The 26,688-nt window shown below is 58.5% G+C and carries 23 protein-coding genes; 15 read left to right on the top strand and 8 right to left on the bottom strand.

The features are described 5' to 3' along the window. The first annotated feature begins 319 nt into the window (after positions 1–319). The 5 genes from rsxD to dtpA all read left to right on the top strand — a co-directional run bounded on the left by rsxD (position 320) and on the right by dtpA (position 5,499). A complete protein-coding gene (gene rsxD, locus ACSBQV_RS02725) occupies positions 320–1,405 on the top strand; it encodes an electron transport complex subunit RsxD (protein ID WP_033652582.1) in 1,086 nt (361 codons plus the stop codon). A 9-nt stretch (positions 1,406–1,414) separates the two neighbouring features. Further along, complete coding sequence (gene rsxG / locus ACSBQV_RS02720; protein WP_033652583.1) at positions 1,415–2,044, top strand: electron transport complex subunit RsxG; 630 nt, start codon at positions 1,415–1,417, stop codon at positions 2,042–2,044. After that, positions 2,041–2,739: an electron transport complex subunit E gene (locus tag ACSBQV_RS02715; RefSeq protein ID WP_033642947.1), complete on the top strand. Its 699-nt coding sequence runs from the start codon at positions 2,041–2,043 to the stop codon at positions 2,737–2,739. Before rsxG ends, ACSBQV_RS02715 begins: the two co-directional genes overlap by 4 nt. Further along, positions 2,739–3,380 (top strand): endonuclease III, encoded by a 642-nt coding sequence (nth, locus tag ACSBQV_RS02710; protein WP_019455952.1) that lies wholly within the window; start codon positions 2,739–2,741, stop codon positions 3,378–3,380. Before ACSBQV_RS02715 ends, nth begins: the two co-directional genes overlap by 1 nt. Before the next feature lie 604 nt (positions 3,381–3,984). After that, positions 3,985–5,499, top strand: coding sequence for a dipeptide/tripeptide permease DtpA (dtpA, locus tag ACSBQV_RS02705; RefSeq protein WP_033642946.1), 1,515 nt, complete (start codon positions 3,985–3,987; stop codon positions 5,497–5,499). A gap of 75 nt (positions 5,500–5,574) precedes the next feature. Here the strand turns inward: dtpA and ACSBQV_RS02700 are convergent, their stop codons facing one another. Continuing rightward, positions 5,575–7,668, bottom strand: a complete 2,094-nt coding sequence (locus tag ACSBQV_RS02700; RefSeq protein ID WP_099782898.1) for a prolyl oligopeptidase family serine peptidase — start codon at positions 7,666–7,668, stop codon at positions 5,575–5,577. Between the two features lie 194 nt (positions 7,669–7,862). Continuing rightward, positions 7,863–8,426: a helix-turn-helix domain-containing protein gene (locus ACSBQV_RS02695; RefSeq protein ID WP_099782896.1), complete on the bottom strand. Its 564-nt coding sequence runs from the start codon at positions 8,424–8,426 to the stop codon at positions 7,863–7,865. Positions 8,427–8,541: 115 nt separating this feature from the next. Here ACSBQV_RS02695 and ACSBQV_RS02690 point away from each other — a divergent pair, with 115 nt between their 5' ends. Then, positions 8,542–9,729 carry a benzoate/H(+) symporter BenE family transporter gene (locus ACSBQV_RS02690; RefSeq protein WP_099782894.1) on the top strand — a complete coding sequence of 396 codons (1,188 nt, stop codon included), beginning with the start codon at positions 8,542–8,544 and terminating at the stop codon, positions 9,727–9,729. Between the two features lie 101 nt (positions 9,730–9,830). Continuing rightward, entirely contained in the window at positions 9,831–10,334 is a 504-nt protein-coding gene (locus ACSBQV_RS02685; RefSeq protein WP_099782892.1) for a cupin domain-containing protein, read from the top strand. Here the strand turns inward: ACSBQV_RS02685 and ACSBQV_RS02680 are convergent. Continuing rightward, the gene (locus tag ACSBQV_RS02680; RefSeq protein ID WP_033642940.1) at positions 10,299–11,153 is read right to left on the bottom strand and encodes an aminoglycoside phosphotransferase family protein; all 855 of its coding nucleotides are present in this window, start codon (positions 11,151–11,153) and stop codon (positions 10,299–10,301) included. The genes ACSBQV_RS02685 and ACSBQV_RS02680 overlap by 36 nt on opposite strands. A 181-nt stretch (positions 11,154–11,334) precedes the next feature. Between ACSBQV_RS02680 and ACSBQV_RS02675 the strand changes: the two genes are divergently transcribed. After that, complete coding sequence (locus ACSBQV_RS02675) at positions 11,335–11,715, top strand: RidA family protein (RefSeq protein WP_099782954.1); 381 nt, start codon at positions 11,335–11,337, stop codon at positions 11,713–11,715. A 712-nt stretch (positions 11,716–12,427) separates the two neighbouring features. On the opposite strand, the gene ACSBQV_RS02670 is transcribed toward ACSBQV_RS02675, so the two are convergent. Continuing rightward, the gene (locus ACSBQV_RS02670) at positions 12,428–12,808 is read right to left on the bottom strand and encodes a nuclear transport factor 2 family protein (protein WP_099782890.1); all 381 of its coding nucleotides are present in this window, start codon (positions 12,806–12,808) and stop codon (positions 12,428–12,430) included. A gap of 276 nt (positions 12,809–13,084) precedes the next feature. Here ACSBQV_RS02670 and ACSBQV_RS02665 point away from each other — a divergent pair, with 276 nt between their 5' ends. Next, positions 13,085–13,354 (top strand): hypothetical protein, encoded by a 270-nt coding sequence (locus tag ACSBQV_RS02665; RefSeq protein ID WP_004938382.1) that lies wholly within the window; start codon positions 13,085–13,087, stop codon positions 13,352–13,354. Here the strand turns inward: ACSBQV_RS02665 and ACSBQV_RS02660 are convergent. After that, positions 13,351–13,743 carry a nuclear transport factor 2 family protein gene (locus tag ACSBQV_RS02660; RefSeq protein ID WP_033642937.1) on the bottom strand — a complete coding sequence of 131 codons (393 nt, stop codon included), beginning with the start codon at positions 13,741–13,743 and terminating at the stop codon, positions 13,351–13,353. The genes ACSBQV_RS02665 and ACSBQV_RS02660 overlap by 4 nt on opposite strands. A 200-nt stretch (positions 13,744–13,943) precedes the next feature. Between ACSBQV_RS02660 and ACSBQV_RS02655 the strand changes: the two genes are divergently transcribed. The 4 genes from ACSBQV_RS02655 to gstA all read left to right on the top strand — a co-directional run bounded on the left by ACSBQV_RS02655 (position 13,944) and on the right by gstA (position 16,941). After that, entirely contained in the window at positions 13,944–14,639 is a 696-nt protein-coding gene (locus ACSBQV_RS02655; RefSeq protein ID WP_080301939.1) for an HD domain-containing protein, read from the top strand. 95 nt (positions 14,640–14,734) lie between these two features. Further along, the gene (locus ACSBQV_RS02650; protein WP_033642935.1) at positions 14,735–14,998 is read left to right on the top strand and encodes a DUF3811 domain-containing protein; all 264 of its coding nucleotides are present in this window, start codon (positions 14,735–14,737) and stop codon (positions 14,996–14,998) included. Between the two features lie 360 nt (positions 14,999–15,358). Further along, positions 15,359–16,243 carry a 4-hydroxy-tetrahydrodipicolinate synthase gene (gene dapA / locus ACSBQV_RS02645; RefSeq protein ID WP_042784387.1) on the top strand — a complete coding sequence of 295 codons (885 nt, stop codon included), beginning with the start codon at positions 15,359–15,361 and terminating at the stop codon, positions 16,241–16,243. Positions 16,244–16,335: 92 nt separating this feature from the next. Next, positions 16,336–16,941, top strand: a complete 606-nt coding sequence (gene gstA / locus ACSBQV_RS02640; RefSeq protein WP_099782888.1) for a glutathione transferase GstA — start codon at positions 16,336–16,338, stop codon at positions 16,939–16,941. Between the two features lie 39 nt (positions 16,942–16,980). On the opposite strand, the gene pdxY is transcribed toward gstA, so the two are convergent. Continuing rightward, positions 16,981–17,841: a pyridoxal kinase PdxY gene (gene pdxY / locus ACSBQV_RS02635; RefSeq protein WP_099782886.1), complete on the bottom strand. Its 861-nt coding sequence runs from the start codon at positions 17,839–17,841 to the stop codon at positions 16,981–16,983. A 298-nt stretch (positions 17,842–18,139) separates the two neighbouring features. Between pdxY and ACSBQV_RS02630 the strand changes: the two genes are divergently transcribed. Both ACSBQV_RS02630 and ACSBQV_RS02625 read left to right on the top strand, forming a co-directional pair. Beyond that, entirely contained in the window at positions 18,140–21,262 is a 3,123-nt protein-coding gene (locus ACSBQV_RS02630; protein WP_099782951.1) for a hypothetical protein, read from the top strand. Positions 21,263–21,410: 148 nt separating this feature from the next. Further along, positions 21,411–24,485, top strand: a complete 3,075-nt coding sequence (locus ACSBQV_RS02625) for a DUF4214 domain-containing protein (protein WP_099782884.1) — start codon at positions 21,411–21,413, stop codon at positions 24,483–24,485. 73 nt (positions 24,486–24,558) lie between these two features. On the opposite strand, the gene tyrS is transcribed toward ACSBQV_RS02625, so the two are convergent. After that, entirely contained in the window at positions 24,559–25,833 is a 1,275-nt protein-coding gene (gene tyrS / locus ACSBQV_RS02620; RefSeq protein ID WP_099782883.1) for a tyrosine--tRNA ligase, read from the bottom strand. 138 nt (positions 25,834–25,971) lie between these two features. Beyond that, positions 25,972–26,625: a pyridoxamine 5'-phosphate oxidase gene (gene pdxH / locus ACSBQV_RS02615; RefSeq protein ID WP_033642930.1), complete on the bottom strand. Its 654-nt coding sequence runs from the start codon at positions 26,623–26,625 to the stop codon at positions 25,972–25,974. Between the last annotated feature and the right edge of the window lie 63 nt (positions 26,626–26,688).

Genomic DNA, 26,688 nt, shown 5'->3' with positions numbered 1-26,688 from the left:
CGTATTATGTGAAAGTTGTTATTTTGTGCGGAAATCTGGACAAAAATGATATTTCATTCATACGGTTACCCCATTTCTCAGGGGCGATGGCGGCACAAGTTCCACAGACAATTCCTCACGTTAGCCCATTTCCCGGCCAAAAAAAAATCAAATCGCGCCACGCCGATCTCAACGGGTGCGAAAAGCCGAATACCCCTATCATTAAGGCGTATTACCCTCGCATCGAATCAGGTAGAATGCTCGGCTATTATTTTTGCCGCGCCCGCAATTCGGCGCATCGAAACTGCCGCAGGCGCGGCGCAGAAGGTATCGTTACTCTATGAAGTTCAGGCCGGTATCACCCACAGCCGCCAAAGGCTTACACATCGCCAGCTCGCCGTTCACCCACAACCAGCAAAGCACCAGCCGCATTATGCTGTGGGTGATGTTGGCCTGCATTCCCGGCATCGCAGCACAGATTTGGTTCTTCGGTTATGGCGTGCTGATTCAGGTGGCGCTGGCGGCGATCGTCGCGCTGGCCGCAGAAGGCGCGATCCTCAGGCTGCGCAAGCTGCCGGTGCGCAGCCGGCTGGCGGACAACTCCGCCCTGCTGACCGCGCTGCTGCTCGGCATCAGCCTGCCGCCGCTGGCCCCGTGGTGGATGATCGTCATCGGCACCTTCTTCGCCATCGTCATCGCCAAACAGCTGTACGGCGGCCTTGGGCAGAACCCGTTCAATCCGGCGATGGTCGGTTACGTGGTGCTGCTGATCTCCTTCCCGGTGCAGATGACCAGCTGGTTGCCGCCGGATGAGCTGCGCGCCACCGCGCTGTCGTTCCACGACACGCTGCTGGCCATTTTCAGCGGCCATACCGCTCAGGGCGCGACGCTGCACGAATTGCAGATGGGCGTTGACGGCATCAGCCAGGCTACACCGCTCGACGGCTTCAAAACCGGTTTGCGCAGCGGCCACAGCGTTGAACAAGTGTTGCAGCAGCCGCTGTTCGGCGGCGCGCTGGCGGGCATCGGCTGGCAGTGGGTCAACCTCGGCTTTCTGGCCGGCGGCCTGTTTATGCTGGCGCGCCGCCTGATCCACTGGCAGATCCCCTTCAGCATGTTGGCCGCTATCGCCTTCTGCTCCGGTCTGGCCTGGTGGCTCGATCCGGCGCATCAGGCTTCGCCGCTGATCCACCTGTTCTCCGGCGCCAGCATGCTGGGCGCGTTCTTTATCGCCACCGACCCGGTCAGCGCCTCCACCACGCCGAAGGGCCGTTTAATCTACGGCGCGCTGATCGGCGTGCTGGTCTGGCTGATCCGCGTTTATGGCGGCTACCCTGACGGCGTGGCCTTTGCTGTGCTGCTCGCCAACATCACCGTCCCGTTAATCGACCACTACACGCAGCCGCGCGTGTACGGCCATCGCTAAGGAGCCGCCATGCTGAATTCCATGAGAAAGCACGGCACCACGCTGGCGGTGTTTGCGGCGGTCACCACCGGCCTCACCGCCGTGGTCTACGCCCTGACGAAAACCACCATCGCGCATCAGGCGGCGCTGCAGCAAAAAGCCCTGCTCGATCAGGTGGTGCCGCCGGAAAATTACGACAACGTCATGCAGAACGAATGCTTCCTGGTCAGCGATCCGGCGCTGGGCGACGGCGCGCCACACCGTTTATACCTGGCGCGCAAAAACGGGCAACCGACCGCCGCGGCGCTGGAAACCACCGCGCCGGACGGCTACTCCGGTGCCATCAAGCTGCTGGTCGGCGCCGATTTCAACGGCACGGTACTCGGCACCCGGGTGATTGAACACCATGAAACCCCGGGGCTGGGCGACAAGATCGAACTGCGCATTTCCGACTGGATTTCCTTCTTCAGCGGCAAGAAAATCGAAGGCCCGGACGACAAACGCTGGGCGGTGAAGAAAGATGGCGGCATGTTCGACCAATTCACCGGCGCCACCATCACCCCGCGTGCGGTGGTCAATGCGGTGCGCCGCACAGCGTTGTATATGGAAACGCTGCCGCCTAAACTTGAAAGCTTACCTGCGTGTGGAGCCAGCGAATGAGTGAAGCCAAAGAATTGATCGTCCAGGGGTTGTGGAAGAACAACTCCGCCCTGGTGCAGCTGCTGGGCATGTGCCCGCTGCTGGCGGTGACCTCCACCGTCACCAACGCGCTGGGCCTGGGGCTGGCCACCACGCTGGTGCTGACGCTCACCAACGCCTCCATCTCCGCGGTGCGCCGCTGGGTGCCAAGCGAAGTGCGTATTCCGATCTACGTCATGATCATCGCCGCGGTGGTGAGCATCGTGCAGATGCTGATCAACGCCTATGCCTTCGGTCTGTATCAGTCGCTCGGCATTTTTATTCCGTTGATCGTGACCAACTGCATCGTCGTGGGCCGCGCCGAAGCGGTGGCCGCCAAGAAACCGGTCGGCCTCTCGGCGCTGGACGGCATGGCCATCGGCCTCGGCGCCACTGGCGTCATGGTGACGCTGGGTTCAATGCGCGAGCTGCTGGGCAACGGCACGCTGTTCGACGGCGCCGATCAACTGCTGGGCGGCTGGGCCAAATCGCTGCGCATCGAAGTGGTGCACTTCGACAGCCCGTTCCTGCTGGCCATGCTGCCGCCAGGCGCCTTTATCGGCCTGGGCCTGCTGTTGGCGGTCAAGTATCTGATCGACGAAAGAATGAAGGCGCGCAAAGCCCGCGCCGTGGCGGCGGAACCGCTGCTGGAACAAGGACGTGCTGAGAAAGCCTGATGAACAAGCAGAAGCGACTGGAAATTCTGACCCGGCTGCGCGACAACAATCCGCATCCGACCACCGAGCTGGTGTACACCACGCCGTTTGAGCTGCTGATCGCGGTATTGCTGTCTGCGCAGGCCACCGACGTGAGCGTCAACAAGGCGACCGCCAAACTCTATCCGGTCGCCAACACCCCCGCCGCCATGCTGGCGCTGGGGGTTGATGGCGTCAAGGAGTACATCAAGACCATCGGTCTGTTCAACAGCAAGGCCGAAAACGTGATCAAGACCTGCCGCATGCTGCTGGAGCTGCACGGCGGCGAAGTGCCGGAAGATCGCGCCGCGCTGGAGGCGCTGCCGGGCGTTGGCCGCAAAACCGCCAACGTGGTGCTCAACACCGCCTTCGGCTGGGCGACCATCGCCGTGGACACCCATATCTTCCGGGTGTGCAACCGCACCCACTTTGCGCCGGGCAAGAACGTCGATCAGGTGGAGGAGAAACTGTTGAAGGTGGTGCCCGCCGAATTCAAGGTCGATTGCCACCACTGGCTGATCCTGCACGGACGCTACACCTGCATCGCGCGCAAACCGCGCTGCGGCTCCTGCATCATCGAAGACCTGTGCGAATATAAAGAAAAGGTTTATCCGGAATCCTGAGTCCGTTGGGTGCGGCAAACCGCACCCGCCGCGTCCTCTTCCCTCGCCAACGCCGCTTTTTTATCAAAAATGTGATATCGCGCAGCAGTAACCCCGGCGTTATCGCGGTTTTCAGTAAGAAACCCATCGCTGCGTTATTTTCAAGCAAAAAATTAGTCGAAAATTGCGGTGAACGTCACGCTTTCGGGATCACAAGGCGTTCACAAATGCCAGCCCCGTTTTCCTAAATTTCTATAATTTTACAAATCGCGCCATATACACAACATTCCAACGGATTAATAACCTCACGTACACTGATGCGCTAAAAAATAGCAATTCAGCAGAATATATCCCTGTTTAAAATTCGTATAGCTTTTAGTCAAAACAAAAAATCGATAAACCACCAAAAGCCGAAAGTTAATACTGCATAACATTTGCAACATCGCGGCATAATCCTGCCGGCGTTAAATGTAACCGAATATGACAAACTGCTTGCCACGTTGACAAAGATAGTGAACATTAACCGCCGTCCCCATCCTATAACAACGCAAAAGGATGCCGTTCCGCATCAACTTTTGTACTTTCCCGTCCCCTAAAGACGGGCTGCGAAAAAACAGAGGTACCAGTGTCAACAGCAAACAACCAACACCAGGAGAGCGTGAGCCTTAACGCGTTCAAACAACCGAAAGCATTCTATCTGATCTTCTCGATCGAACTGTGGGAGCGCTTCGGCTATTACGGCCTGCAAGGCATCATGGCGGTTTATCTGGTCAAGATGCTCGGTCTGAGCGAAGCCGACTCCATCACCCTGTTCTCTTCTTTCAGCGCCCTGGTATACGGCTTCGTCGCCATTGGCGGCTGGCTGGGCGACAAGGTGCTGGGCGCCAAACGCGTGATCGTGCTCGGCGCGCTGGTGCTGGCCGCCGGTTACGCCATGGTGGCCTACTCCGGCCACGACATCTTCTGGGTCTACCTGGGCATGGCGACCATCGCCGTGGGCAGTGGCCTGTTCAAGGCTAACCCGTCCTCCCTGCTCTCCACCTGCTATGAGAAAGACGACCCGCGTATCGACGGCGCCTTCACCATGTACTACATGTCGGTGAACATCGGTTCCTTCTTCTCCATGCTGGCTACCCCGTGGCTGGCGGCGAAGTACGGCTGGAGCGTGGCGTTCTCCCTGAGCGTGGTCGGCATGCTGATCACCCTGGTCAACTTTATGATGTGCCACAAGTGGGTGAAGAAAAACGGCTCCAGGCCTGACTTCAAGCCGCTGCATCTGCCGAAACTGCTGATGGTGCTGGTCGGCATCGTGGCGCTGGTCGCCGTGTCCAGCTGGCTGCTGCACAACCAGGTGATCGCGCGCTGGGCGCTGGCCTTCATCTCCGCCGGGATCGTGATCGTGTTCGCCAAGGAAGCCTTCGCCCTGCATGGCGCCGCACGCCGTAAAATGATCGTCGCCTTCCTGCTGATGCTGGAAGCGGTGGTGTTCTTCGTGCTGTACAGCCAGATGCCGACGTCGCTGAACTTCTTCGCCATCCACAACGTGGAGCACAGCATCTTCGGCGTCGCCTTCGAGCCGGAGCAGTACCAGGCGCTGAACCCGTTCTGGATCATGCTCGCCAGCCCGATTCTGGCCGCGTTGTATAACAAGATGGGCGATCGCCTGCCGATGCCGCACAAGTTCGCTTTCGGCATGATCCTGTGTTCCTGCGCCTTCCTGGTGCTGCCATGGGGCGCCAGCTTCGCCAACGAACAGGGCATCGTGTCGGTCAACTGGCTGATCCTGAGCTACGCGCTGCAGAGCATCGGCGAGCTGATGATTTCCGGTCTGGGTCTGGCGATGGTGGCGCAGCTGGTGCCGCAGCGTCTGATGGGCTTCATCATGGGTTCCTGGTTCCTGACCACCGCCGCCGCGGCGCTGATCGCCGGTAAAGTCGCCGGTCTGACCGCCGTCCCTAGCGACATCAACGACGCGCACGCTTCACTGGCCATCTACAGCCATGTGTTTATGCAAATCGGCATCGCCACCGCCGTCATCGCCATCCTGATGATGCTGACCGCGCCGAAACTGTACCGCATGACGCTGGACACCAGCGAAGACCTGAATCAGAAAGCGCAGGAAGCCACGGCGGCTCACTGATCGCCTGTGGATTGAGCGTAAATAGAAACGCCGGGGTTAACCCCCGGCGTTTTTTTATGCCCGTAAGAAACGTGTTTACGCTGGCTTGCGCTTGCCGCTCAGGTTGGCCCACATGAATTCGCTCACCAGCGCGCTGTGGAACGCCGCCTGTTGCTTGTCGGCGGCGGCGCTGTGCCCACCCTCGGTATTTTCGTAGAAGTAAGCCTGCTGATACCCCATCGCCTGCATGCGCGCCGCCATTTTGCGCGCGTGGGCCGGGTTGACACGATCGTCGCTGGTGGCGGTATAGAACAGCACCGGCGGATAGGCCGTTTTCGCCTGAATATTGTGGTACGGCGAGAAGGTTTTGATATAGGCCCACTGCTCCGGCTTGCTCGGATCGCCGTATTCCGCGATCCACGACGCGCCGGCGGAGAGTTGGGTATAGCGCTGCATGTCCAACAGCGGCACTTCGCAGACGATGCAGCCGAACAGCTGCGGATACAGCGTCAGCATATTGCCTACCAGCAGGCCGCCATTGCTGCCGCCGCGCGCGCCGAGATGCGGTGCGGAAGTCACCTTGCGCGCGAACAGGTCTTCGGCCACGGCGGCGAAATCCTCATAGGCGCGATGACGATTCTGCTTGAGCGCCGCCTGATGCCAGGCCGGACCATATTCACCGCCGCCCCGAATGTTGGCCACCACGTATACCCCGCCGCGCTCCAGCCAGGCCGGCGCCTTGCCACCCAGATAGCCCGGCAGCAGCGGCACTTCAAACCCGCCGTAGCCGTACAGCAGCGTCGGCGTGCTGCCGTCCAGCTTGAGATCTTTGGCGGCGATCTGGAAATACGGCACGCGGGTGCCGTCCTTGGAGCGCGCGAAATGCTGGCTGACCTGATAGCCGGCGGCGTCAAAGTCCTGCGGCGCCTGTTTCAGCAGCGTCGCTTCCCCGCCGTCGAGGTTGCCCATATACAGCGAGGTCGGCTGCAGGAACCCGCTGACCGTCAGGAAATAGGCGTTGCTCTCGTCGTCGATACCGCCGGCGGAAAGGGTGCTGATGGCGCCGGGGTTGCCCAGCGGGCGACGTTGCCAGCTGCCGCCCTGCGGCGTCAGCACTTCCAGTCGGTTGACCACGTTATCCATGATGCTGAGGATCAGGTGGTCGCGAGTGCCGCTGTAGCCGCTCAGCGCCTGCTCCGCCGTCGGGGTAAACAGCGGCTGCAGCTCGCGCTTGCCCGCCAGAAAGTCGTCGAAATTGGCCGCCAACAGCGAGCCGGACGGATAGCGCTTGCCGCCCACGTCCCAATCGCTGCTCGGCTTGATCAGCAGCCATTCCCGATGCGTATCCAGCTCGGCGTCGGCGGGAATGTCGATTTTTTTCTGCCGGCCGTCCTGCGTCAGCAAGAAATAGTCGCGGCGGTAGAAGTCCAGGCTGCGGCCGACGAAATCGCGCTCAAAGCCCGGCGTGCGGTCGTGATAGGCGAAGACCGCCATGTCCTCTGGCTGCGCTTCATACAGCGTTTCGGCGGCGCTCAGCGGCGTGCCGCGCCGCCAGCGTTTGGCGATGCGCGCGTAGCCGGACTGGGTCATCGAGCCGGGGCCGAAATCGGTGGCGATGAACAGCGTGTCCCGATCGACCCAGGAAACCCGGCTTTTCGCCACCGGCACGTTGAAACCGTCTTTGACGAAGCGTTTGGCAACCAAATCGAATTCGCGGATTTCGGTGGCGTCACCGCCGTCCGGCGACAGCTGCATCAGGCAATAACGGTATTCCGGCGCCAGCGGCTGCGAGCCCTGATAGACCCAATCCTTGCCCTCCGCTTTGCCCAAGGCATCGATATCCAGCACCGTCTCCCAGGCCGGTTTGGCCTTGCGGTACTCGTCCAGCGTGGTGCGCCGCAGCAGGCCACGCGGGTTGGCCTGATCCTGCCAGAAGTTGTAATAGTACTCGCCGCGTTTGCTCACCCAAGGGATTTGGGTGTCTTTATTGAGGATATCCAGGACTTCGCGCTCAATGCGCTGAAAGTCTTCGCCCTGGCCGAAACGCGCCAAGGTACGCTGATTTTCCTGCTGCACCCATTGCAGCGCTTTTTTACCCTGCAGCTCTTCCAGCCACAGGAATTCATCGCCGGCGGCCGCGCCGCCCTCCGCCGCCATCGCCAGGCGGATACTGTTGGGTAATGAAGTCATCGCGAATACGGCTCCTGCGGTTTGTGCACTGAGTTTAATAAACTGACGTCGATTGGTGACCGGCAAAATCAAGCTCCTTTTGAGTCGGCTGCAACGCCGCCCCGTCATGGGCGGCAGCCTGTGAAATAAGAGTCATTTTCAACAAGGTAGGCGTTTGGCGGCGCGGAGTCAAAGCCCGCGGCCGCCGCGTTGAGTCAGGATTGAGGATAGTGGATCAGATCGTGGATGCGCACCGTGTGTGAACCGGCGTTGCGGTAGGCGTGCGGCCGATCGGCCTGAAAGCGCATCGCCTCGCCGGCCGCCAGGGTGTGCCACTCGCCGTCTATCGCCAATTCCAACCGGCCGCTGATCACGATCACATGCTCGATCACGCCCGGCTCATGCGGCGACGATTCGCTGAGCGCGCCCGGCGCGAGATCGATGACGAACATGTCGAAACCCAGCTGGCGATCGTAGGGAAACAGCGGCACCACGCGCATATCGGCGTTGTCCTGATCGTACACCGGTAGCTCGCCGTAGCGGTGCAGCGTCGCCTGCTGCTGCGCGGGCGACGCCTCAATAAAGGCGGAGAACGCCACGTTGAAACCGGTGGCAATCTTCCACAGCGTCGCCACCGTCGGGCTGGATTCGCCGCGCTCGATCTGCCCTAGCATCGCTTTGCTGACGCCGGTGCATTCTGCCGCCTGCGTCAGGCTCCAGCCGCGCTGCGCGCGCAACGTGCGAAGGGTATGCGCCAAATGGCCGGCAAGTTCCTGCATCCTGTTCTCCTCTGCGTATCGCGCTCGATTATACCCGCTTGTACGCTATAACGCACGGTGCTATGCTGATTTCTTGCCGTGCGTTATAACGTACAACTATCGATTGGAGCTGCCCATGCGCCCTGCCGTCACCCTGCGTCACCTGACTCTGCCTGCCGTCATGGCAGGCTTTGTCGCCGTTCTGGTCGGTTACACCAGCTCTGCCGCCATCATTTTCCAGGCCGCCGCCGCCGCAGGCGCCACGCCGGCGCAAATCGGCGGCTGGCTGAGCACGCTTGGGATCGCGATGGGCATCACCTCGCTGGGGCTTTCGCTGTACTATCGCACCCCGATCCTCACCGCGTGGTCAACGCCAGGCGCGGCGCTGTTGGTCACCAGCCTGCCCGGCACGCCGATCAACGAGGCGATCGGGGTGTTCATCTTCGCATCGGGCCTGATCCTGCTCTGCGGCGTCACCGGGCTGTTCGCCCGCCTGATGGATTATATTCCGCAGGCGATTTCTGCCGCGATGTTGGCGGGGATCCTGCTGCGTTTCGGGCTGGACGCCTTCGCTTCGCTGCAGCTTAATTTCCTCCTCAGCGCCGGTATGGGGCTGGCCTATCTGCTCAGCCGCCGTTACCTGCCGCGCTACGCCATCGTACTGACGCTGGCGATTGGGCTGGCGATCGCCGCGCTACAGGGCGATATCCATCTGGCGCAACAGGCGCCGGCGGTCGCCGTGCCGGAATTTATCGCGCCACATTTCAGCTGGCCGACGCTGCTCGGCATCGGCGTGCCCTTCTTCGTGGTCACCATGGCTTCACAGAACGCCCCCGGGATCGCTACGCTGCAGGCGGCGGGCTACCGTGTCCCCACCTCACCGCTGATCGCCTGGACGGCGCTGACCGCGCTGCTGCTGGCGCCATTCGGCGGTTTCTCGGTGTGCATCGCCGCCATTACCGCCGCCATTTGCATGGGGCCGGACGTGCATCCCGATCCACAGCGGCGCTATATGGGCGCGGTGGCCGCCGGCGGCTTCTATTTACTGGCCGGGCTGTTCGGCGGCGCCATCGGCCTGCTGTTCAGCGCGTTGCCGGTCGCCTTGATCCACACCATCGCCGGGCTGGCGCTGCTCGGCACCATCGGCGGTAGCCTGCAACGCGCGCTGCATGATGAAAAACAGCGCGACGCGGCGCTGATCGCCTTCCTCATCACCGCCTCCGGCGTCACGTTGCTCGGCATCGGTTCGGCATTCTGGGGCATTGTCGGCGGCGCCATCGCGCATCTGCTGCTGTCGCTGCCGCGGCGAACCACCGTGGCATAACTGGGCGGTCTACATTGACAAGCGGTGCCGTGGCGCCTTCACTTTCTCTGTCGTCTGAATGTCAATTCACATAATAAGTGACGCCGTCACCAAGGAAGCTTATGACCGAGAAAGCCGCGCTGTTGGCTCAGCGCTTGATACGCAATGTCGAACAGGTAGAGATGAAACATGACCGACGCCCGCCGCTGTATGACAGCGTCGGCGCTCGTCTCGGCACCGGCACCGCCGCCGACAAGCTGGGCGCCTCCTTCGATTGTGTGGCGCCGGGCATGCGTTCTTGCCCCTACCATTTTCACTACGCTCAGGAGGAAATGTTCATCATTCTGGAAGGCAGCGGAACGCTGCGGGTAGCCGGAGAAATGCTGGCGATCGTCAGCGGAGATGTCATTTTCATTCCGCCTGGCCCGGAATACCCGCACCAGATCATCAACACCTCCGACGCGCCGCTGAAGTATCTGTCCGTCAGCACGCGCGAACAGCCGGAAGTGGTGATGTACCCGGACTCAGGCAAATACCAGGCGATGGCGCGCGGCAATGACGGCGAGCAGGTGCGTTATCTGCAGCGCCCTTCAGCCTCGCTCGATTACTGGCAGGATGAACCCTGAATCGCCGTCCGGCAACGTGAGATCTAGCGCGCGCGCCGCCAGTTCCGCGACGCGAAAATCGATGTCCGCCGCCTGCCCGTCTTCCATGAACCAGGCGGCGGAAAGCCCTGACCAGGCCAGGATCCATTGCAGCAGACGCCGGCGATCCAGCCCGGCCAACCGGCACACCTGTTCCACGCGGCGATGGAAAATGGCCGGATCGGTGGCGACGCCGTAGTTGGGATTGCAGAAGATGTTGGCGTAATCGAAGCCTCGTTCACCGTACAAACGTTTGGGATCGATCGCCAGCCAGCCGCGTGCGCCGAAGTCCAGCACATTGTCATGGTGGATATCCCCGTGCAACACACTTTCTTCTCGCGGGCTGCTCAGCAGCTCCGCCGCCGCCGTGGCGCTGAGACGCAGCATGCCGCCGTGCGCCTGAGCCGCCGGCCACAGCGAGCTGAACCACTCCTGCAGCGGGATAAGCTCAGGCAACGGTGCCGCCCGCGGCGCATGCAAGGCGGCGATCGCCCGGCACAGGATCTGCGTGGCTTGTTCATCGTCGCCGTCACGCACCAACTGCGCCAACGACCCTTCTCCCTGCGCGCGCTCCAGCAGAATGCCGTCGTCGTGCCACGCCAGCACCTGCGCGGCGCCCTCTCCACGCCACCAGCACATCAGCTGACCGCCGAAGCGCTCCTCCTGCTCGCGGGCGATCTTCAGCATGGCCGCCGCGCCCCGGTAACGCACCGGCATCAACAGACTGCTGTGGGTTTCGAAGGCTTTGCCGTCCTGCTCCAGCCGCCAGCGCTGCAGGTAAGGCGTAAAAAGCGGGTTCATCGTCTCTGCGTCCTTGTTGCCGATCTGTGCCGCACTGTCACACTCGCGTGAGAGACGGCGTATAACATAAAGGGGGATGATTCTCTCAGATATCATCGGCGTGCGGCGCTTTGCCGCGTTTTCTCCAGTATCCTAACCAAGTTTGTCGATTTTATTAACCGGTCTTGCGCGGGGTTTGACCATGACATCATTAAAACGCATTAATTATCCGCAATTGCCTACACCGGGTGGCCCTTATGTGCACGCCGTGCGCGACGGCGATCGCCTGTACGTATCGGGCTTGACGGCCTTCGCCACCGACGCTCAGGGCTTGAGCGCGCCGGAGCAAACGCAGGAGATCCTCGAGCAATTGGCGACCATCGCCGCCAGCGAAGGCGTTAATCTCAAAGCATTGATTAAAATCAGCGTGTTCCTGACCGACATCGCCGATCTGGCGAGCGTGCGCCCGGTGCTGTTTGACTATTTCGATGGCGCGCTGCCGGCCTGTTCATTGATGGCGGTCAGCGCGTTGTTCTCTCCCGCGGTGTGCGTGGAAATTGAGGCGGTGATGGCGTTGCAATAAGGCGCGGCTAGAGCACAATGCTGATTCAGTTAAGCGTTTTTCTGCAGGCGTTCGTGACATTTTCGGTCGATAAAAGTGAGATGCCTCATGTGGCTCACGCACCTCGACCGAGCCAGGGGCCGAAGGCGCGGCCCCTGGCAACCCGCGCCTTTGCCCTATCAGACGGTTGGCTTTGCCAACTGCCCTCTCTCCGCCATAGCACATTGAGGCCGGTTGCAACAGGCGTCCCTGCCTGTCTCACCTGAAACCGCCGTCCATGGCGGTTTCTCCTAATGCGCTATGCCTGCGTTCGGCGTCTTCAAGGGCGCCCAACACCGCGCTCATCTCCAACTTCTCTGCCATAACCTCATCAGCGGCAGATTTCCCGGTAGCTGCCAGCTCGGGTGTTGACCTTTAGCGCGCATCACCGGCTGCCGAGCAAGGCGGCGTTGTCAGGGGCAACCGGCCAGGGAAGGCCGGTTGAGGCGAGACTAACAGGGACGTTTGTCGCAGCCGACCCGCCCGACAATGCAGACACGGCGAGTGTATCCGCGCAGCGGACAGGCGGTGTTAAGCAAAGGCGCGGGTGTAGGGGCCGCGCCATCGGCCCCTACAATTGCCGTTCATGTTGGCCACAAAGAAATACGGAACATTGACGGCAATTCCCCTGCGCAGAACGCCCAGAGGCTGGATAAGAAAAATGCCACTCAGGCTTAAGTGAGCGGCATTGCGGCTAGAGCGCACCTTCGTCCGGCACACAGGGGCCGATCTTGAACCAGGCTTTGGCGATCCGCCCCTGTTCCACTTCGTAAATGGCGATGACATCCATTTTGCCGCGCCCCTGCGGGAAGTTACGCGTCACCACCTCCTGATCGACCACCATATTCCCCACCGCCATGCGTTTTATTCGTTCGCCGTACAGGCTCGGCTCGCGAAAGCGCGCCAGATGCCGTTCGCGGATCGCCGCCTTGCCGCTGGCCAGCAGCGTGTTGGGGTGTTCGTAATACTGCGCGTCATCCGCCCAGCAGGCCATAAAGGCCTCAATATCGCGGGCGTTATAGGCGTCAAGCTGTTGTTGAACCACATCCTGCGGGCGTGCCGTCTTATCGTTCATCACATTCTCCTGCCCAAGTTAACCGCCGCATGCGTCGAACCCATCACGTTAACCACCCAGTGCTACGGCTTGATGACACAGCGCTGATTGAATAAAAACACGAAAATAGCGAATAAATAACCTATCACACCCGATAAACAATACCAGCGTCCGCGCATAAATTTTCAGCGTATCCCCAGGAACGCTGAAAACCGCCTGACGGCGTGCGTTAATCTTTGCGGCAGTTGGCAGGATTCTGCTAATTTAGCGTGAACAGCCTGATGATAACGAAACGCTATGCAGCAAAAACCGGTGTTGGACGAAGCCAGACAGTTAAAACGACTCAACGCCGCCACGCGGCGCCAATCCCATATGTACAAATGGATCGCGCTGATTGCTGCGCTGGATGCGCTGTTGGTGTTTTGGTATGACCGGGATATGCGCAACGTCACCTTCTCGGGAGCGGTTGCGCTGGTGTGCGGCTATTTGTGGATCCGCGATCGCAACAAGGCGCGGGGTTACCGGCGCGAGTTTGACCGCAAATTCGGCAAGCGCAGCGGCGATTAAGGCTGCATCGCTTCCAGCACTTTAGCGCTGTCGACGATCTGCACGAACTTCACGATTTTGCCGGCGCGCACCGTATAAATATGCGCAAAAGAGGCGCTGAAGGCTTTGCCGGTGGCCCGATAAGTGCCGTGATAAAAACCCTGAGCAATCACGTTGTCGCCGGCGTCGTAAAAGTGATCGACATCGGCGCGGTAACCTTGCCATTCGCTGCCCAAACGCTGATGCACGTTCTTGATGATGTTCTCCGGGCCGATATAGGTACCGGCGTAAGGGAAACCGGCGGCTTCGGTCCACTCGGCATCGGGGGCCAGCGCCGCCAGCAGATTACGGCCGTTTTCTTCGGAACTGCCTTCGTAAGTCGCGCGCACTATCTCAAGAGGGGTTGGCATGTCTCTTCTCCCATGGCTGATAAGGATATTCCGACCATCTCCGCGGACACAGGCTCTCACCAGGCGGAGACGGCGGAATGCGGCTATTCTAGGTTGCTTGTTTCGCTGCAAAAACCGCAGTTATGACAATAGTAGGTTGCACTTTAGTAAACAATAGTCGTCTTCTGTCATTCTCTCGACCTCCGACGCGGCTATGCTGATTGCCCGATTTCCCCCAACAGGAGCTGAACGTGTCTTTACCCTCGCTGACGCAAGAGCTGTTACAGCCGTTTTCCCCCTACCAGACGCTGGCGCAAACGCTGCTGCCGCTCACCCTCGAATCGGACGATGGCTCGCACGATGTGGCGCACCTGCACCGAGTCTGGAAGAACTGCCGCCGCATCAGCAAGCTGGAAGGCGGCGACCGGCGCATTCTCTGCGCGGCGGTGCTGCTGCATGACGCCGTGGCGGTGGAAAAGAATTCGCCGCAGCGTCACCTGGCTTCGCGCATGGCGGCGCAGCAAGCCACGCTGACGCTGACCCGGCTCGAATGGGCGCCGGCGGACATCGCGGCGGTGGCCCACGCTATCGAAGCGCACAGTTTTTCCGCCGGCATCCCTCCGCAAACGCTGGAAGCGAAGATCCTGCAGGACGCCGATCGTCTCGACGCCATTGGCCTGATTGGCGTAGCCCGCTGCTTCTATATCGGCGGCCGCATGCGCAGCGCGCTGTATGACGCTGCGGACCCGCGGGCCGAACATCGTCAATACGATGACAAGCGTTTCAGCCTGGATCACTTCGAAACCAAGCTCTTCAAGTTGCAAGACGGCTTCCAGACCGCCGCCGGGCGACAGATGGCCGAGCAGCGCACCGAACGCATGCGGCGCTTTGTCGACGATCTGCTGGAAGAGGTGTAACCTGGGCTTACGGGGCATTTTCGTTATGCCCATAACATTTTCGGTCACATAACGCCGTTAAACTGAAAGCCAACTTCACCGAACGGGCGGCAAAGATGAAAAAGTTGACGTTGAAAGAGATGACGGAAAGCGAGCAACGGGAAGTCAAAACCGAGCTGGACAAAGCGCGTAAAAGCCACGGCCGGCCGCTGACCAACGCCGAACAGCACAAGGTCAAAGATGAAGTGGTGGCGCGTATCATGGCCGCCAGAGCGAAGCTCGCCAAGGCAGAGCGCGCGGAACGCAAGGCCAACCGCTACCGGCCAAGCGGCGACACCTTCAGCTGGTCCGCCACCATCGGTACCCGCCCGCCGCGCTGAATCAGCCAAACAATCCCCGCTGCCGCGGGGATTGTCGTTTATTAGCCAAACTCATCTGCCCTCACCCATCATGAATAACAATGTTATCAATCTGTTGTAAATTGACAGCCTGATGAAGAATATTCATTATCACCCACATCCTCTTTTCACGAGACTGCCATGGCCTATCCGCGCAACGTTAATACACCGATTCTCCCGGCGTTGCCCGTTGGCGGTTTGGCGGCGGTTACATCGAAGAAACAGACGCTCATTTGACCGGGGCGAGCTGTCCCGTCAGATGAGCTGACTGGATGGCCTGCAACGCCCCGCCTTCAATTTTCTCATCTGGCTTCTCTGTCGGTCACACAGAAGGAATATTTTATGGCCTCATTTTCGGGTATTTGGGTGGCGATGGTTACCCCTTTCAATCAAGATGCCGTCGATCTGCCGGCGGTTAAACGCCTGGCGCGGCACCTGCTCGACGCCGGCATCGACGGCCTGGTGGTCTGCGGCTCTACCGGTGAAGCCGCCGCGCTAAGCAAGGAAGAACAGCTGGCGGTGCTCGACGCCGTGCTGGAGGTGGCGCCCGCCCATCAGGTGGTGATGGGCCTTTCCGGCAATAACATGGCCGCCACGTTGCAGATGCAGCAGGCCATTCAGCTGCGCGACATCGCCGGCGTGCTGATCCCGGCGCCTTACTACATCCGCCCTTCGCAATGCGGCCTGATAGACTATTTCACCCAGTTGGCCGACGCCTCCACCGTGCCGGTGATCCTGTACAACATTCCGCAGCGCACCGGCATCGCCATGGAGCTGGCCACGCTGCGTCGGCTCGCACGTCACCCGCGCATCACCGCCATCAAGGATTGCGGCGGCAACCCTGACGCCACCATGGCGCTGATCGCCGACGGCGAAATCGATGTGATGACCGGGGAAGACAATCTGATCCTCACCACGCTGTGCCTCGGCGGCACCGGCGCCATCTCCGCCGCCGCGCATGTTCACCCGGAACGTTTCGTCCAGCTGGTGCAGCAAGTCGCCGCCGGTGATCTGGCCGCGGCGCGCAGCAACTTCTATGAGCTGTTGCCGATGATCCACCAGATGTTCAGCTTCCCGAATCCGGCGCCGGTCAAGACCGTGCTGGCCCAACAGGGGCTGATCGCCAACGAACTGCGCTCGCCGATGCAGGTGGCGCCGCAGGCGCTGCAGCAGCAGATCGCCGCGACGCTGGCGCAGCTGCAGCCCGCTGAGGCGATCGTCGGTTAAATTTGTTAGCTAAGCCGCTGTAATTTTGGCGCTGTGGGACTACGATGAGAGGTTAAGCATGCCCGTCATTCGTCATCAACAAGGAGCTTCCGATGAAACTGTTCTATAAAGCCGGCGCCTGTTCGCTGTCCCCGCATATCGTGCTGCGTGAGGCAGGGCTGGATTTTACGGCGGAGAAGGTCGATCTGGCGCAGAAGAAAACCGAGAGCGGCGCCGATTACCTCGCCATCAACCCCAAGGGACAGGTACCGGCGCTGCTGCTGGATGACGGCAGCCTGCTGACCGAAGGCGTGGCGATCGTGCAATACCTGGCGGACCGCGTGCCGGACCGTAACCTGATCCCGGCGGCGGGCACCCTGTCGCGCTACCACGCGATCGAATGGCTGAACTACATCGCCACCGAGCTGCACAAAGGGTTCAGCCCGCTGTTCAACCCGAAGACGCCCGAGGAATATAAAGCCATCGCGCGCGCCAGGCTGGAACAGCAGTTCAGCTATCTGGATTCGGTGCTGGCGAAGCAGCACTTCCTGTTGGGAAGCCGTTTCAGCGTGGCCGACGCCTACCTGTTCACCGTGCTGCGCTGGGCATTCGCCCTGCGGTTCGATGTGCGCAAGCACGCCCATCTGGCGGCCTGGTTCGATCGCGTTGCGGCGCGCCCGGCGGTAGATGCGGCGCTGAACGCCGAAGGATTGAAGTAAGGTTCAGCCCCGGCGGCTCTCGCCGGGGCCCGATGCCGCTTACAGTTTTACCGCTCTGAACTCGCTGCGCGGCTGCACGATCCGATCCTGCGCCGCCACCACCTGCAATTCATACTCGCCCATCGCCTGCGTGGTCAGCATCACCTCATACACGGCGGCGGTCACGTGCTCCAGCGCTTTATCCAGCGCCTCGCCCTTCAGCAGATCCACCAGCAGCAGACCACTGGTCAAATCGCCGACGCCGACCGGCTGACGCGCCCCGAAGTCCACCAGCGGCCGGCTGATGTGCCAGGCTTCGTCCGCCGTCACCAGCAGCATTTCGAAACAGTCGGTGTGATAGCCGGCACGGGCCAGGTGCTTGACCAGCACCAGTCGCGGCCCCTTGGCGATCAGCGATCGAGCGGCCTGCACCGCGTCGCCCACGTTGGCGACGGCCATCTGGCTCAGCATTTCCAGCTCCAGCAGGTTCGGCGCCACCATGTCGCTGCACGGCAACGCCTGACGGCAGTGAAACTCGGCCACCCCCGGCGCCACGATGCAGCCCTTTTCCGGATGTCCCATCACCGGATCGCAGAAATACCAGGCATTCGGGTTCGCCTGCTTAACCTGACGCACGATCGCCAGAATATGGTCGCCCTGCTCCGGCGAACCGATATAACCGCTCAGCACCGCATCACAGCGTTTCAGCTGATCGATATTGGCGATGCCCTGCGCGATATCGCTCAGGTGGCTGGCCGGCATGACGCAGCCGGTCCACTGACCGTATTGCGTATGGTTGGAGAACTGCACCGTGTTCAGCGGCCAGACGTTGACGCCCATGCGGCGCATCGGAAACTCCGCCGCACTGTTACCGGCGTGACCAAACACCACGTGCGACTGGATAGAAAGAATGTTTTTCATCGGAACAACTGACCTCGCCATGCCGTGTGCATCAGCCCGCGGCGAAATGAAAATGGGTGCATAACGCGAAAACGTCATGCCGGCGCTGTTAAAAACAAGAAATGAGAGGAATTTTTATGCTTTCGACGGCGGCGTATTGTAGCGAAAAGTCCGATTCAAAAAAAGCCGAGAACCGCCATGCAAGGCCTCTGCGACCTGAAAATCCGGGATCTTCCCACGGCCGCTGAATTGCATTTCGACGACGATAGACTTTACTTACTTGCCAATGTTGTTTTTTCACGACGCCATGGAGAATGCCATGAGTTTATTAAAACTACAGCAAGACGTTGCCATTCTATTCTACGCCACGCTGGGCAAAAAAGCCGACGATAACGCCCTGATCTATTTCGCTAAACAACTTGAAAAAGGGACTTATAATCAAAGCGAACTGGCGGATCTCTTCATTCGTTCTGCGGATGGCCGACATCGCTATGATAACCTGAACACCGCCGACAAGGTGAAGTCTCTCTATCACAACGCCAGCGGCATTTCTCCCGGCCCAGACACTGTGGCGCAGTGGGTAAAACAGGTCGATGACGGCAAATCGCTCGGCCAGTTGACGCAAGAACTCATCACCCAGCTCAGCGGTTATTCCGGGCCGGATAAAACAACCCTGGCACAACAGCAACACATTGAGAACACCATAGCGACCACTCTCTATCCCGCCTTTGTGCTGGCAGCAGAACATGCCCCGGCGGCGGCGGACATTCAGGGCATCTATTATGTACTCGGCAGCATGATTGATGCCACAGCGGTAAATTACTGGGGCAGCGTCCTCGCCGGCGGCCACCAAACCGCCGCACAGATAGCGACCTATTTCACCACCGTCAAACCCTATATCACGTCGCTTAGCCATGAAGACTTCGTGAAGAGAATATTTTTTAAAGCGTTCGGCGACCAGGCCAGCGCCGACGAGGTGCAAAAATATGTCGCGGGCTTGAACGTCGGCAGCGAAACCCGTGGCGAAGTCATCATGCGTGTGATAACGGATATTCGAGCAGACACTCAGCATGAAACGGCCAAAAGTCATTTTCTGGCTGCCACCCATGTCTATGCACCTGGCGAGCGCCCCGATTTGCTCTATGGCGAAACCGTGATGTCCTTTTACCTGACGGTGGCCGGCGTTTCCGCCGACGCGACCGCACTTGACACCTTTAGCCGTTTGCTCGCCAGCGGGACGTCTTCCGTCGAGCTGTTGAAAATGCTGGCCAACGCCCGCCAATTCCAGGAAGCGGAAAGCTACGAGAAAATCTACGCTTCGCTGTATCACGAAAATTTGAGCCCGGCGCTCTCACAGGCCTTGTTGCTGAAGGCCGGCAATGATAAATATCAAGCCAGCGTGTTGGTCATCGAGTCATTCCGCCAGGGGATTTCCCCACTCGACGGCGCGCGTGAACCTCATCCGGCAGATGTCGCCGCCTATCAATTTAGCATCGCCAACTCGCTGAATTACAAACCCTTCGCCGAATTATCGCTCTCCACCGACGGCGTATTGAGCGGTTCGGTGAACACCGGCAGTCAACATCCGTTAAGCCCGGCGGAGTTGGCCGTTCTGACGCACGTCTTTCTGAATGTGAATGCCTCGGTTGACGTTGATTTCAGCCATTCAATCAAATTGCAGGAAGTGACCTTGCAGGGGAATATGCCCACTGACGCCATTGCACTCAACTCATTAAAAAATAAGGGATTCTCTTTGCGGCTCAATCTGGACGAGAACCCTTACTTCAAGATGACAGAAAAGATTGCATTTGGTACCGAACGTGATGCGGTAATGATTTCCGATAAATTCGATCTCGCCAATGCCAAAATGGATCTTCTTTTTGGCGCAGGGGGCGCCAGCCTGCTCTGGAATGGCAATGGCGTTAACCACGGTGCCAACAGGGTCAGCACGACGTTCACCGCACAGAACGCTTTTGATGCGGATGGCGTCATTTCCGCCAACCTGATCTTGAAGGATATTTATCTGACCTCGACGGCAAGTGGCGACACCGAAGGCGTAATCAAAACGAACATTAACCAGTTTCAATTCTTTCCTCAGATCGATCTTGCGGGTTATCGCGGCACAGGAAATATTTATCTTGATGGGAAATGGATCGCGACAGAAGGCGCAAACATTTTCGATTATGGCGTAATCAATCAAACAGCCAGTATTTATAACGACAGCATCCCAACTGTAGCCCATTTACAACAGGCTCCCCATGCCCAGAAAAGCGGTGACGGGTATTACTGGACGGGCAACCAGGGATTAACACTTTCAGGTTTCGCCGATAATGTGCATGTTATCAACCTGCCGGTCTTCAACACGCTGCCCTTTCTCGCCATAAACGGCAACGCCGGAGCGCAAAGCAAACTTCATCTGGAGTTGGCGCCGGTCGCCGCACCAACAGAAGACCCCTTCGGGCCCTGGGGCGTCAGTATCGGCAACCGTGCCATCGAGCACCTGGAAGCCGGAACATTGAGCTTCACCAGCCATTTCATCGGGCAACAACTGCCGGAAGAACTTCGCTTATATGCCAACGGTTCAAAATTCGCCTCAGTCACTCTGGCAGGCGCAAACGCGATTGAAACAATACGCATAGGCGGTATAAGCAAATTGCAGGTGACGGTAAAAGCAGACTTTGGCAGTAGCCTCAAAAGTATTGTTATTGAACCGACATTCAATCCCGGCCATGAAATCATCCCACGTGTCGAAGCGGACCTGAGGATGGAAAAAGGCGGTAGTGGCGGCGGTGAGTTCTATAAGCTACTCACCTCGTTGACGCATCACAGCGCCTTCGACAGCGTCATTGAGGCATTAGCCGGTGAACAACTCACTATCGACTATACCAACAGCCAGACATTAACGCTAAAAGGCAACACCACGTTGAACCCATTGACCATGGCCAATGAGTATGCACACGACAGCAAAATCAACTTTGAGCACAGCACAATCGATGACATGGTCACCATCAATACCCTCACCCCTACGGATACCCTCACCGTCGGCGACCCGCATCGTTCTTGGGTCTTCAACGCCAAGTCATCAGGCGAGATCGTCATTTACGGTGAACTGAGCCAAACGGAACAGGTCAACGCGTTGTTTGACTCACTGGCTGTCAGCCCCAGCGATTCCGCGCAGGACATATTTAACCAGGCCCTGACGAAAATAACGCATGGCAACGGTGAAGCCCTATTGCAAAGCGTCGGTGTGGTTAAGCTAGGTAATAATGCTTATATTATTATTGACAATAATAACAACCAAAAACTTGATTCTCAGGATATTATTTTCTCGCTAGGCAATAAAGACATCCACGATATCACGACCCATCTTCATTATCAGGCGCCAGTCATCACGCTTGCCGGCAACACCGCCGCACCCGCAACGGAATTAGCCATGGCCTGATGGTCATTAGCGGCCGCCTCGCGTCGTGGGTGGCCGCACTTTCAACAAATACAGAATTTCCTTAGGTTCACTCGCATTGCAATCAGGCTGTTTTGGGCTGTACTTGTCGATGCCTCGCACTTATTTTAACAACACACAGGGAAATATCATGAGCCTACTGACCTTGCAACAAGGTGTAGCCAAGCTGTTCTATGCCATATTGGGCAAAAAAGCCGATGATGACGCGTTGAATTATTTCGCCAAAAAACTGGAGAAAGGCGATTACACGCAAAGTGAATTAGCCAATATGTTTATTCGTTCGCAAGACGGGCAACATCGCTACGATGGCCTGACCACCAGCCAAAAAATACAATACATCTATCAGAATACCACCGGCGCACAGCCGGATGCCTTGACGCTGAACGCGCTCACCACGCAGGTCAACGCAGGAAAATCTCTCGGCAACCTGACGACTGGCTTGATCGCCAACGTCATAAACTACACGGGCAACGATGCCGGACTGCAAGCTCAACAACAGCATTTGCAGACGATCGTCAACACCACGCTGTATCCTTCAGAGCTGGTGCAACCGTCACAGCTCTCTGCAGCAGCAGATGTACAAGGTCTCTATTATCTGCTCGGTAGCATGACCCATTCCGCCGCCGTCCAATACTGGAGCGACCTGCTGGTTAGCGGCAAGAAAAACACCGTCGACATCGCCAATGCATTCATCGCCACGAAAAGCTATATCCATTCACTCAGCAACGACGATTTTGTCAGGAAAATATTTTCGACGGGGTTTGGTAAAAGCGCCAGTGAGAGTGACCTGCAAAAATACGTGACGAGATTGAACGATCACAGTGAAACACGCGGTGATGTCATAGTGCGCATGATGGATGACATCAGAAATGACGCCGCCGCCACCACCGCCAAGCAAAACTTCACGGCGGCAACTCATGTCTATGGACCAGGTGAATTACCGCCGCCCGTTTATACCGAAGCGGTGATGGCGCTGTACCTGACGGTTGCCGGAACCGCCGCTGACGCCACTGCGCTCGATACCTTTAGCCGTTTGTTGGCCAGCGGCACCTCTCACAGCGATCTGCTTAAAATGTTGTCAAGCGCCTACCAATTCCGCAACGCCGGAGATTATCAAAAGATTTACCTCAAACTCTATGGCCAGCCACTCGACAGCGCTTCAGCGCAGGCTATCCTGCTGAAGGCCGGCAACGACAATATCAAGGCTTCCTCGCTGATTATCGATGCCTTCCGCGAAGGCAAATTCCCACTGGATAATCACCCCTACCCGCCCCAGGCCAGTCTGCTGAAAAACTTCGATATAAAATTGGGCGATGCATTGGGCTATCAACGGGACTTCAACGGAACGTTCAGCCTGTCAGATAGCGGTAAACTGGTGGCCAGCATTAATGGCAGAGGGGATCATGAGGTCACCAATGCCGAGATAGTCACGTTGAGTCAGATCAACCTCAACGTCAATACGCCCACGAACCTTGATGTGACAGCCTTGAAGAATGTTAATTCCATCGTGCTGTCCGGTCTCTATGCTACGAACACCATGGTGCTCTCTTCGCTGGGCAATAAATTCGTTTCTCTGCGCCTCAACGATGCCAATATCGCCAATGCGGATGCCGCTTTACCCATCAGCTTTTTAAACGTCGTGGTTGAAGGAAGCAGCAGCCTGAACAATGCCCATACCAGCCTGATGGCGAAAAACTTGCTCTGGGCCGGCAATGGCGTCAACGGCGGCGCCAACCATATCGGCAGCCATTTTTTGGCAGAGGCTAAATCCGCGAGTTCGTCCACTATCACAATGCTGTCAGCTAACTTCATTACCAAATCAGTTTATCTGACCACAAATCAGCTCGGTAATCTCGACGGCAGTATCGTCAGCAACGTCAACCAATTCAGATATTTTGACTATATCGATCTGACTCACTACAAAGGAACCGGCGACATTTATCTCGACGGAAAATGGGTTGCCAGCGAAGGCAGCAAGGTCTTCGACTTTGGTATTTTCAGCCAAAATGCCGGCATCCACAACGCGGCTTACGCCAACGTATCCTCCCTCACCCAAGCCGAGTTGCCCCTGAGCAACGGCAACGGTTATACCGGCCACGCCGGTGGGATTATTTCGGCTTATTCCGGCGACCTGACACTGCTTAACGTCAGCAATGACTCGTTCAAACTGGCCGGCGGTCTGACAAGCAACAGCCATATTCATATTCATGATACCCGGCAAAGCGATACCCGCTTTACGTTGGAATTCACCAAAGACAGCGGCAAGTTCTTCGATTTGGATATGGGCACGTTCAGCTTTACCTCTGACCATAAACAAACGCTGGAAGTCTATATGGGCAGCAACGCAGAAATGGTGCAAAACCGCACCATGACGCTCAGCGGCGGGGATAACTCAATTTCCGACCTGCTACTGACCGGTGCGATGTATGCCGGCGATCAAGCACTGGTGCTCAACCTCACCGTCGCGGCGGATTTCAGCGATAATCTGCAAACCATTCGCGGAAACGACTACATCGATCGCCGCTTTTATTCGGATATGAAGCTGCAGTTAGTGGCGGAGAAAGGCGGCACCGGTGGCGGCAGCTTCTACAACACATTGAACTCCTTGGCCAACAAAGACGATTTCAGCACTGTCATCAACGAATTGAACGGGCATCAACTGACCATTGACGATACCGGCCTGACGGTGTTGAAAGCACAGGTAAAAGGCAATACCACGGTGGACTCGGCACGGACACTCTCCTTCAACGACAGTAAAATAGATGACATGGTCACCCTGAACGTCGGCTATCAGAATAGCGTGATCAATGTCGGTGACGCCGCCAGCCAATGGGTCTTCTCCAAGGCCGGCGATAAAACCGCCACGCTGTATGGCAGCGCGACCAGCGCCACCGAACTGCAGGCGGCGTTTAGCGGTCTGACGGGCGCCAACAACGCCCAGGCGCTGTTCTCACAGGTTCTGGCGAAAATGACCAACGGCGCCAGCACCCACCAGTTGGCGGAAGTCGGTTTGCTGAAACTGGATAAATCGGTCTATGTCATCGTGGATAAAAATCATAACCAGACGTTTGACGCCGATGATGTGGTGTTCTCGATCGGCAATCAGGATCCCTATCTGGCCGCCGTTTCTCTGCACTACCATGCGCCGGCCGTCACCGTGAACGGTCTTGCAGCCGAAAATTCGCTGTCGGAGGCGTTTGCCTAATCGTCATCCGCGCCATGCGAAAAAAAAAAGCCCGGGGAGACCCCCGGGCTTTTCATGTCATGTAGCCTGACGCTTACTGCCAATCCACCAGGCAGTAGTGTTTCTTGCCGCGGCGCAGCAGCGTGTAACGGTCAAACAGACGGTCCGCGTCGCTGAAGCGGTATTCGGCATCCGACTGTTTCTCGCCGTTGATGGTCACCGCGTTGGAACCGATCATGGTGCGCGCCTGGCCGCGTGACGGCACCAGTTCGGCATTCACCAGCGCCTGCTGCAGATCGGCGTCGCGCTCAAGTTTGATGGTCGGCATGCCGTCCTGCGCCAGCTGGGCGAAGTCCGCTTCGGTCATGTCATGCAGCGCGCCGGAGAACAGGCTCTGAGTGATGCGCTTGGCGGCCGCCAGGCCTTCCGCACCGTGCACCATGCCGGTCACTTCTTCCGCCAGCACGTACTGGGCGCGCGGCGCCTTGCCGCTGTTCTTGTCTTCTTCTTCCAGCGCGTTGATCTCTTCCAGGCTCATGAAGGTGAAGAATTTCAGGAAACGGTAAACGTCGGCGTCGGCGGTGTTGATCCAGAACTGGTAGAACTTGTACGGGCTGGTTTTTTCCGGCGCCAGCCAGACCGCGCCGCCTTCGGTTTTACCGAACTTGGTGCCGTCCGCCTTGGTGATCAACGGCACGGTCAGGCCGAACACCTGCTTCTGATGCTGACGACGCGTCAGATCGATACCCGAGGTGATATTGCCCCACTGATCGGAACCGCCGATCTGCAGCTCCACCTGGTGGCGGTTGTACAGCTCGGAGAAATCGAAGCCCTGCAGCAGGTTGTAGGAGAACTCGGTGAAGGAGATGCCGGAGTCGTCGCGATTCAGGCGCTGCTTGACCGCTTCCTTGTTGATCATCTGGTTGACGGAGAAGTGCTTGCCGATGTCACGCAGGAAGGTCAGCACGTTCATGCCGCCGAACCAATCGTAGTTGTTGGCCGCGATAGCGCTGTTGCTGCCGCAGTCGAAATCGAGGAACGGGGAAACCTGTTTGCGGATCTTCTCCACCCACTCGTTCACCGTATCGGTGGTGTTCAGCTTGCGCTCCGCCGCTTTGAAGCTCGGATCGCCGATCAGGCCGGTGGCGCCGCCCACCAGCGCTACCGGTTTGTGGCCGGCCAGCTGGAAGCGCTTCAGGCACAACAGAGGAACCAGATGGCCCAAATGCAAGCTGTCAGCGGTCGGATCGAAACCGCAATACAGTGCAATTGGCCCTTGCGCCAGTCGCTCCGCTAACGCTTCCTCATCCGTAACCTGGGCAACGAGGCCCCGCTCTTGCAGTTGTTTAATCAAGTTGCTGCTTGCCATCAATGACTCCATGTATAAACGAATGCACCTTTGCCGGTACACGGCCTTTCGCCCAGTGGCGAAATAAAAATTCAGGGTAGCGCATAGAATAAAGCGCCGGCGGCGTCAGCACCAGCGCTTAGAGGGGATTTTCCGCCTTCAGGGCGCCAGTCGGTCAATTTTCCAGTCATTCCCGTCCCGCTGATACAGGAAACGGTCATGCAGGCGGTGAGCGCCCCCCTGCCAGAACTCGACGGAGTCGAATTTCACGCGGAATCCGCCCCAGAAACTCGGCAACGGCACCTCGCCCTGCTGGAACTTTTGCTTCAACTCGAGGAATTTGCTTTCCAGCACGCCGCGCGCGGAAATGCGTGACGACTGCTGCGACACCCAGGCGCCAATTTGGCTGTCCTTCGGCCGGCTATGGAAATACTTCAGCACTTCGAGGGTCGACAGGCGCTCCGCCTGACCGAGGAAAATCACCTGACGATCGAGCATGTGCCAGGGGAACAGCAGGCTGATATGCGGGTTTTGCGCCAACTGCTGCGCCTTGCGGCTGCCGAGGTTGGTGTAAAACACCAACCCCTGCTCATCGAAATGCTTGAGCAGCACGATGCGCTGATACGGCTGGCCGCGTTCGTCGACGGTGGCGACGCACATGGCGGTCGGATCGGCCAGGCGCGCGTCGCAGGCCTGTTTCAGCCAACGCTCGAACAGCTCGAGCGGATTGGCAGTCAGATCGTTGCGGCGCAGGCCGCCTCGGGTATATTCACGGCGCAGGTCCGCAACATCAAACTCATTCTTTTCAATCATCTGGGTTATCGACCAACTGAAAAATCCGTCGTTACATTCTGCGCCTGCGGCGCCAGGAACTCA

This window comes from Serratia sp. B501 (assembly GCF_051172315.1).
GTDB lineage: Bacteria > Pseudomonadota > Gammaproteobacteria > Enterobacterales > Enterobacteriaceae > Serratia > Serratia ureilytica.
The sequence above is the reverse complement of the archived record's forward strand: the minus strand, read 5'-3'. Positions and strand labels throughout refer to the sequence as shown.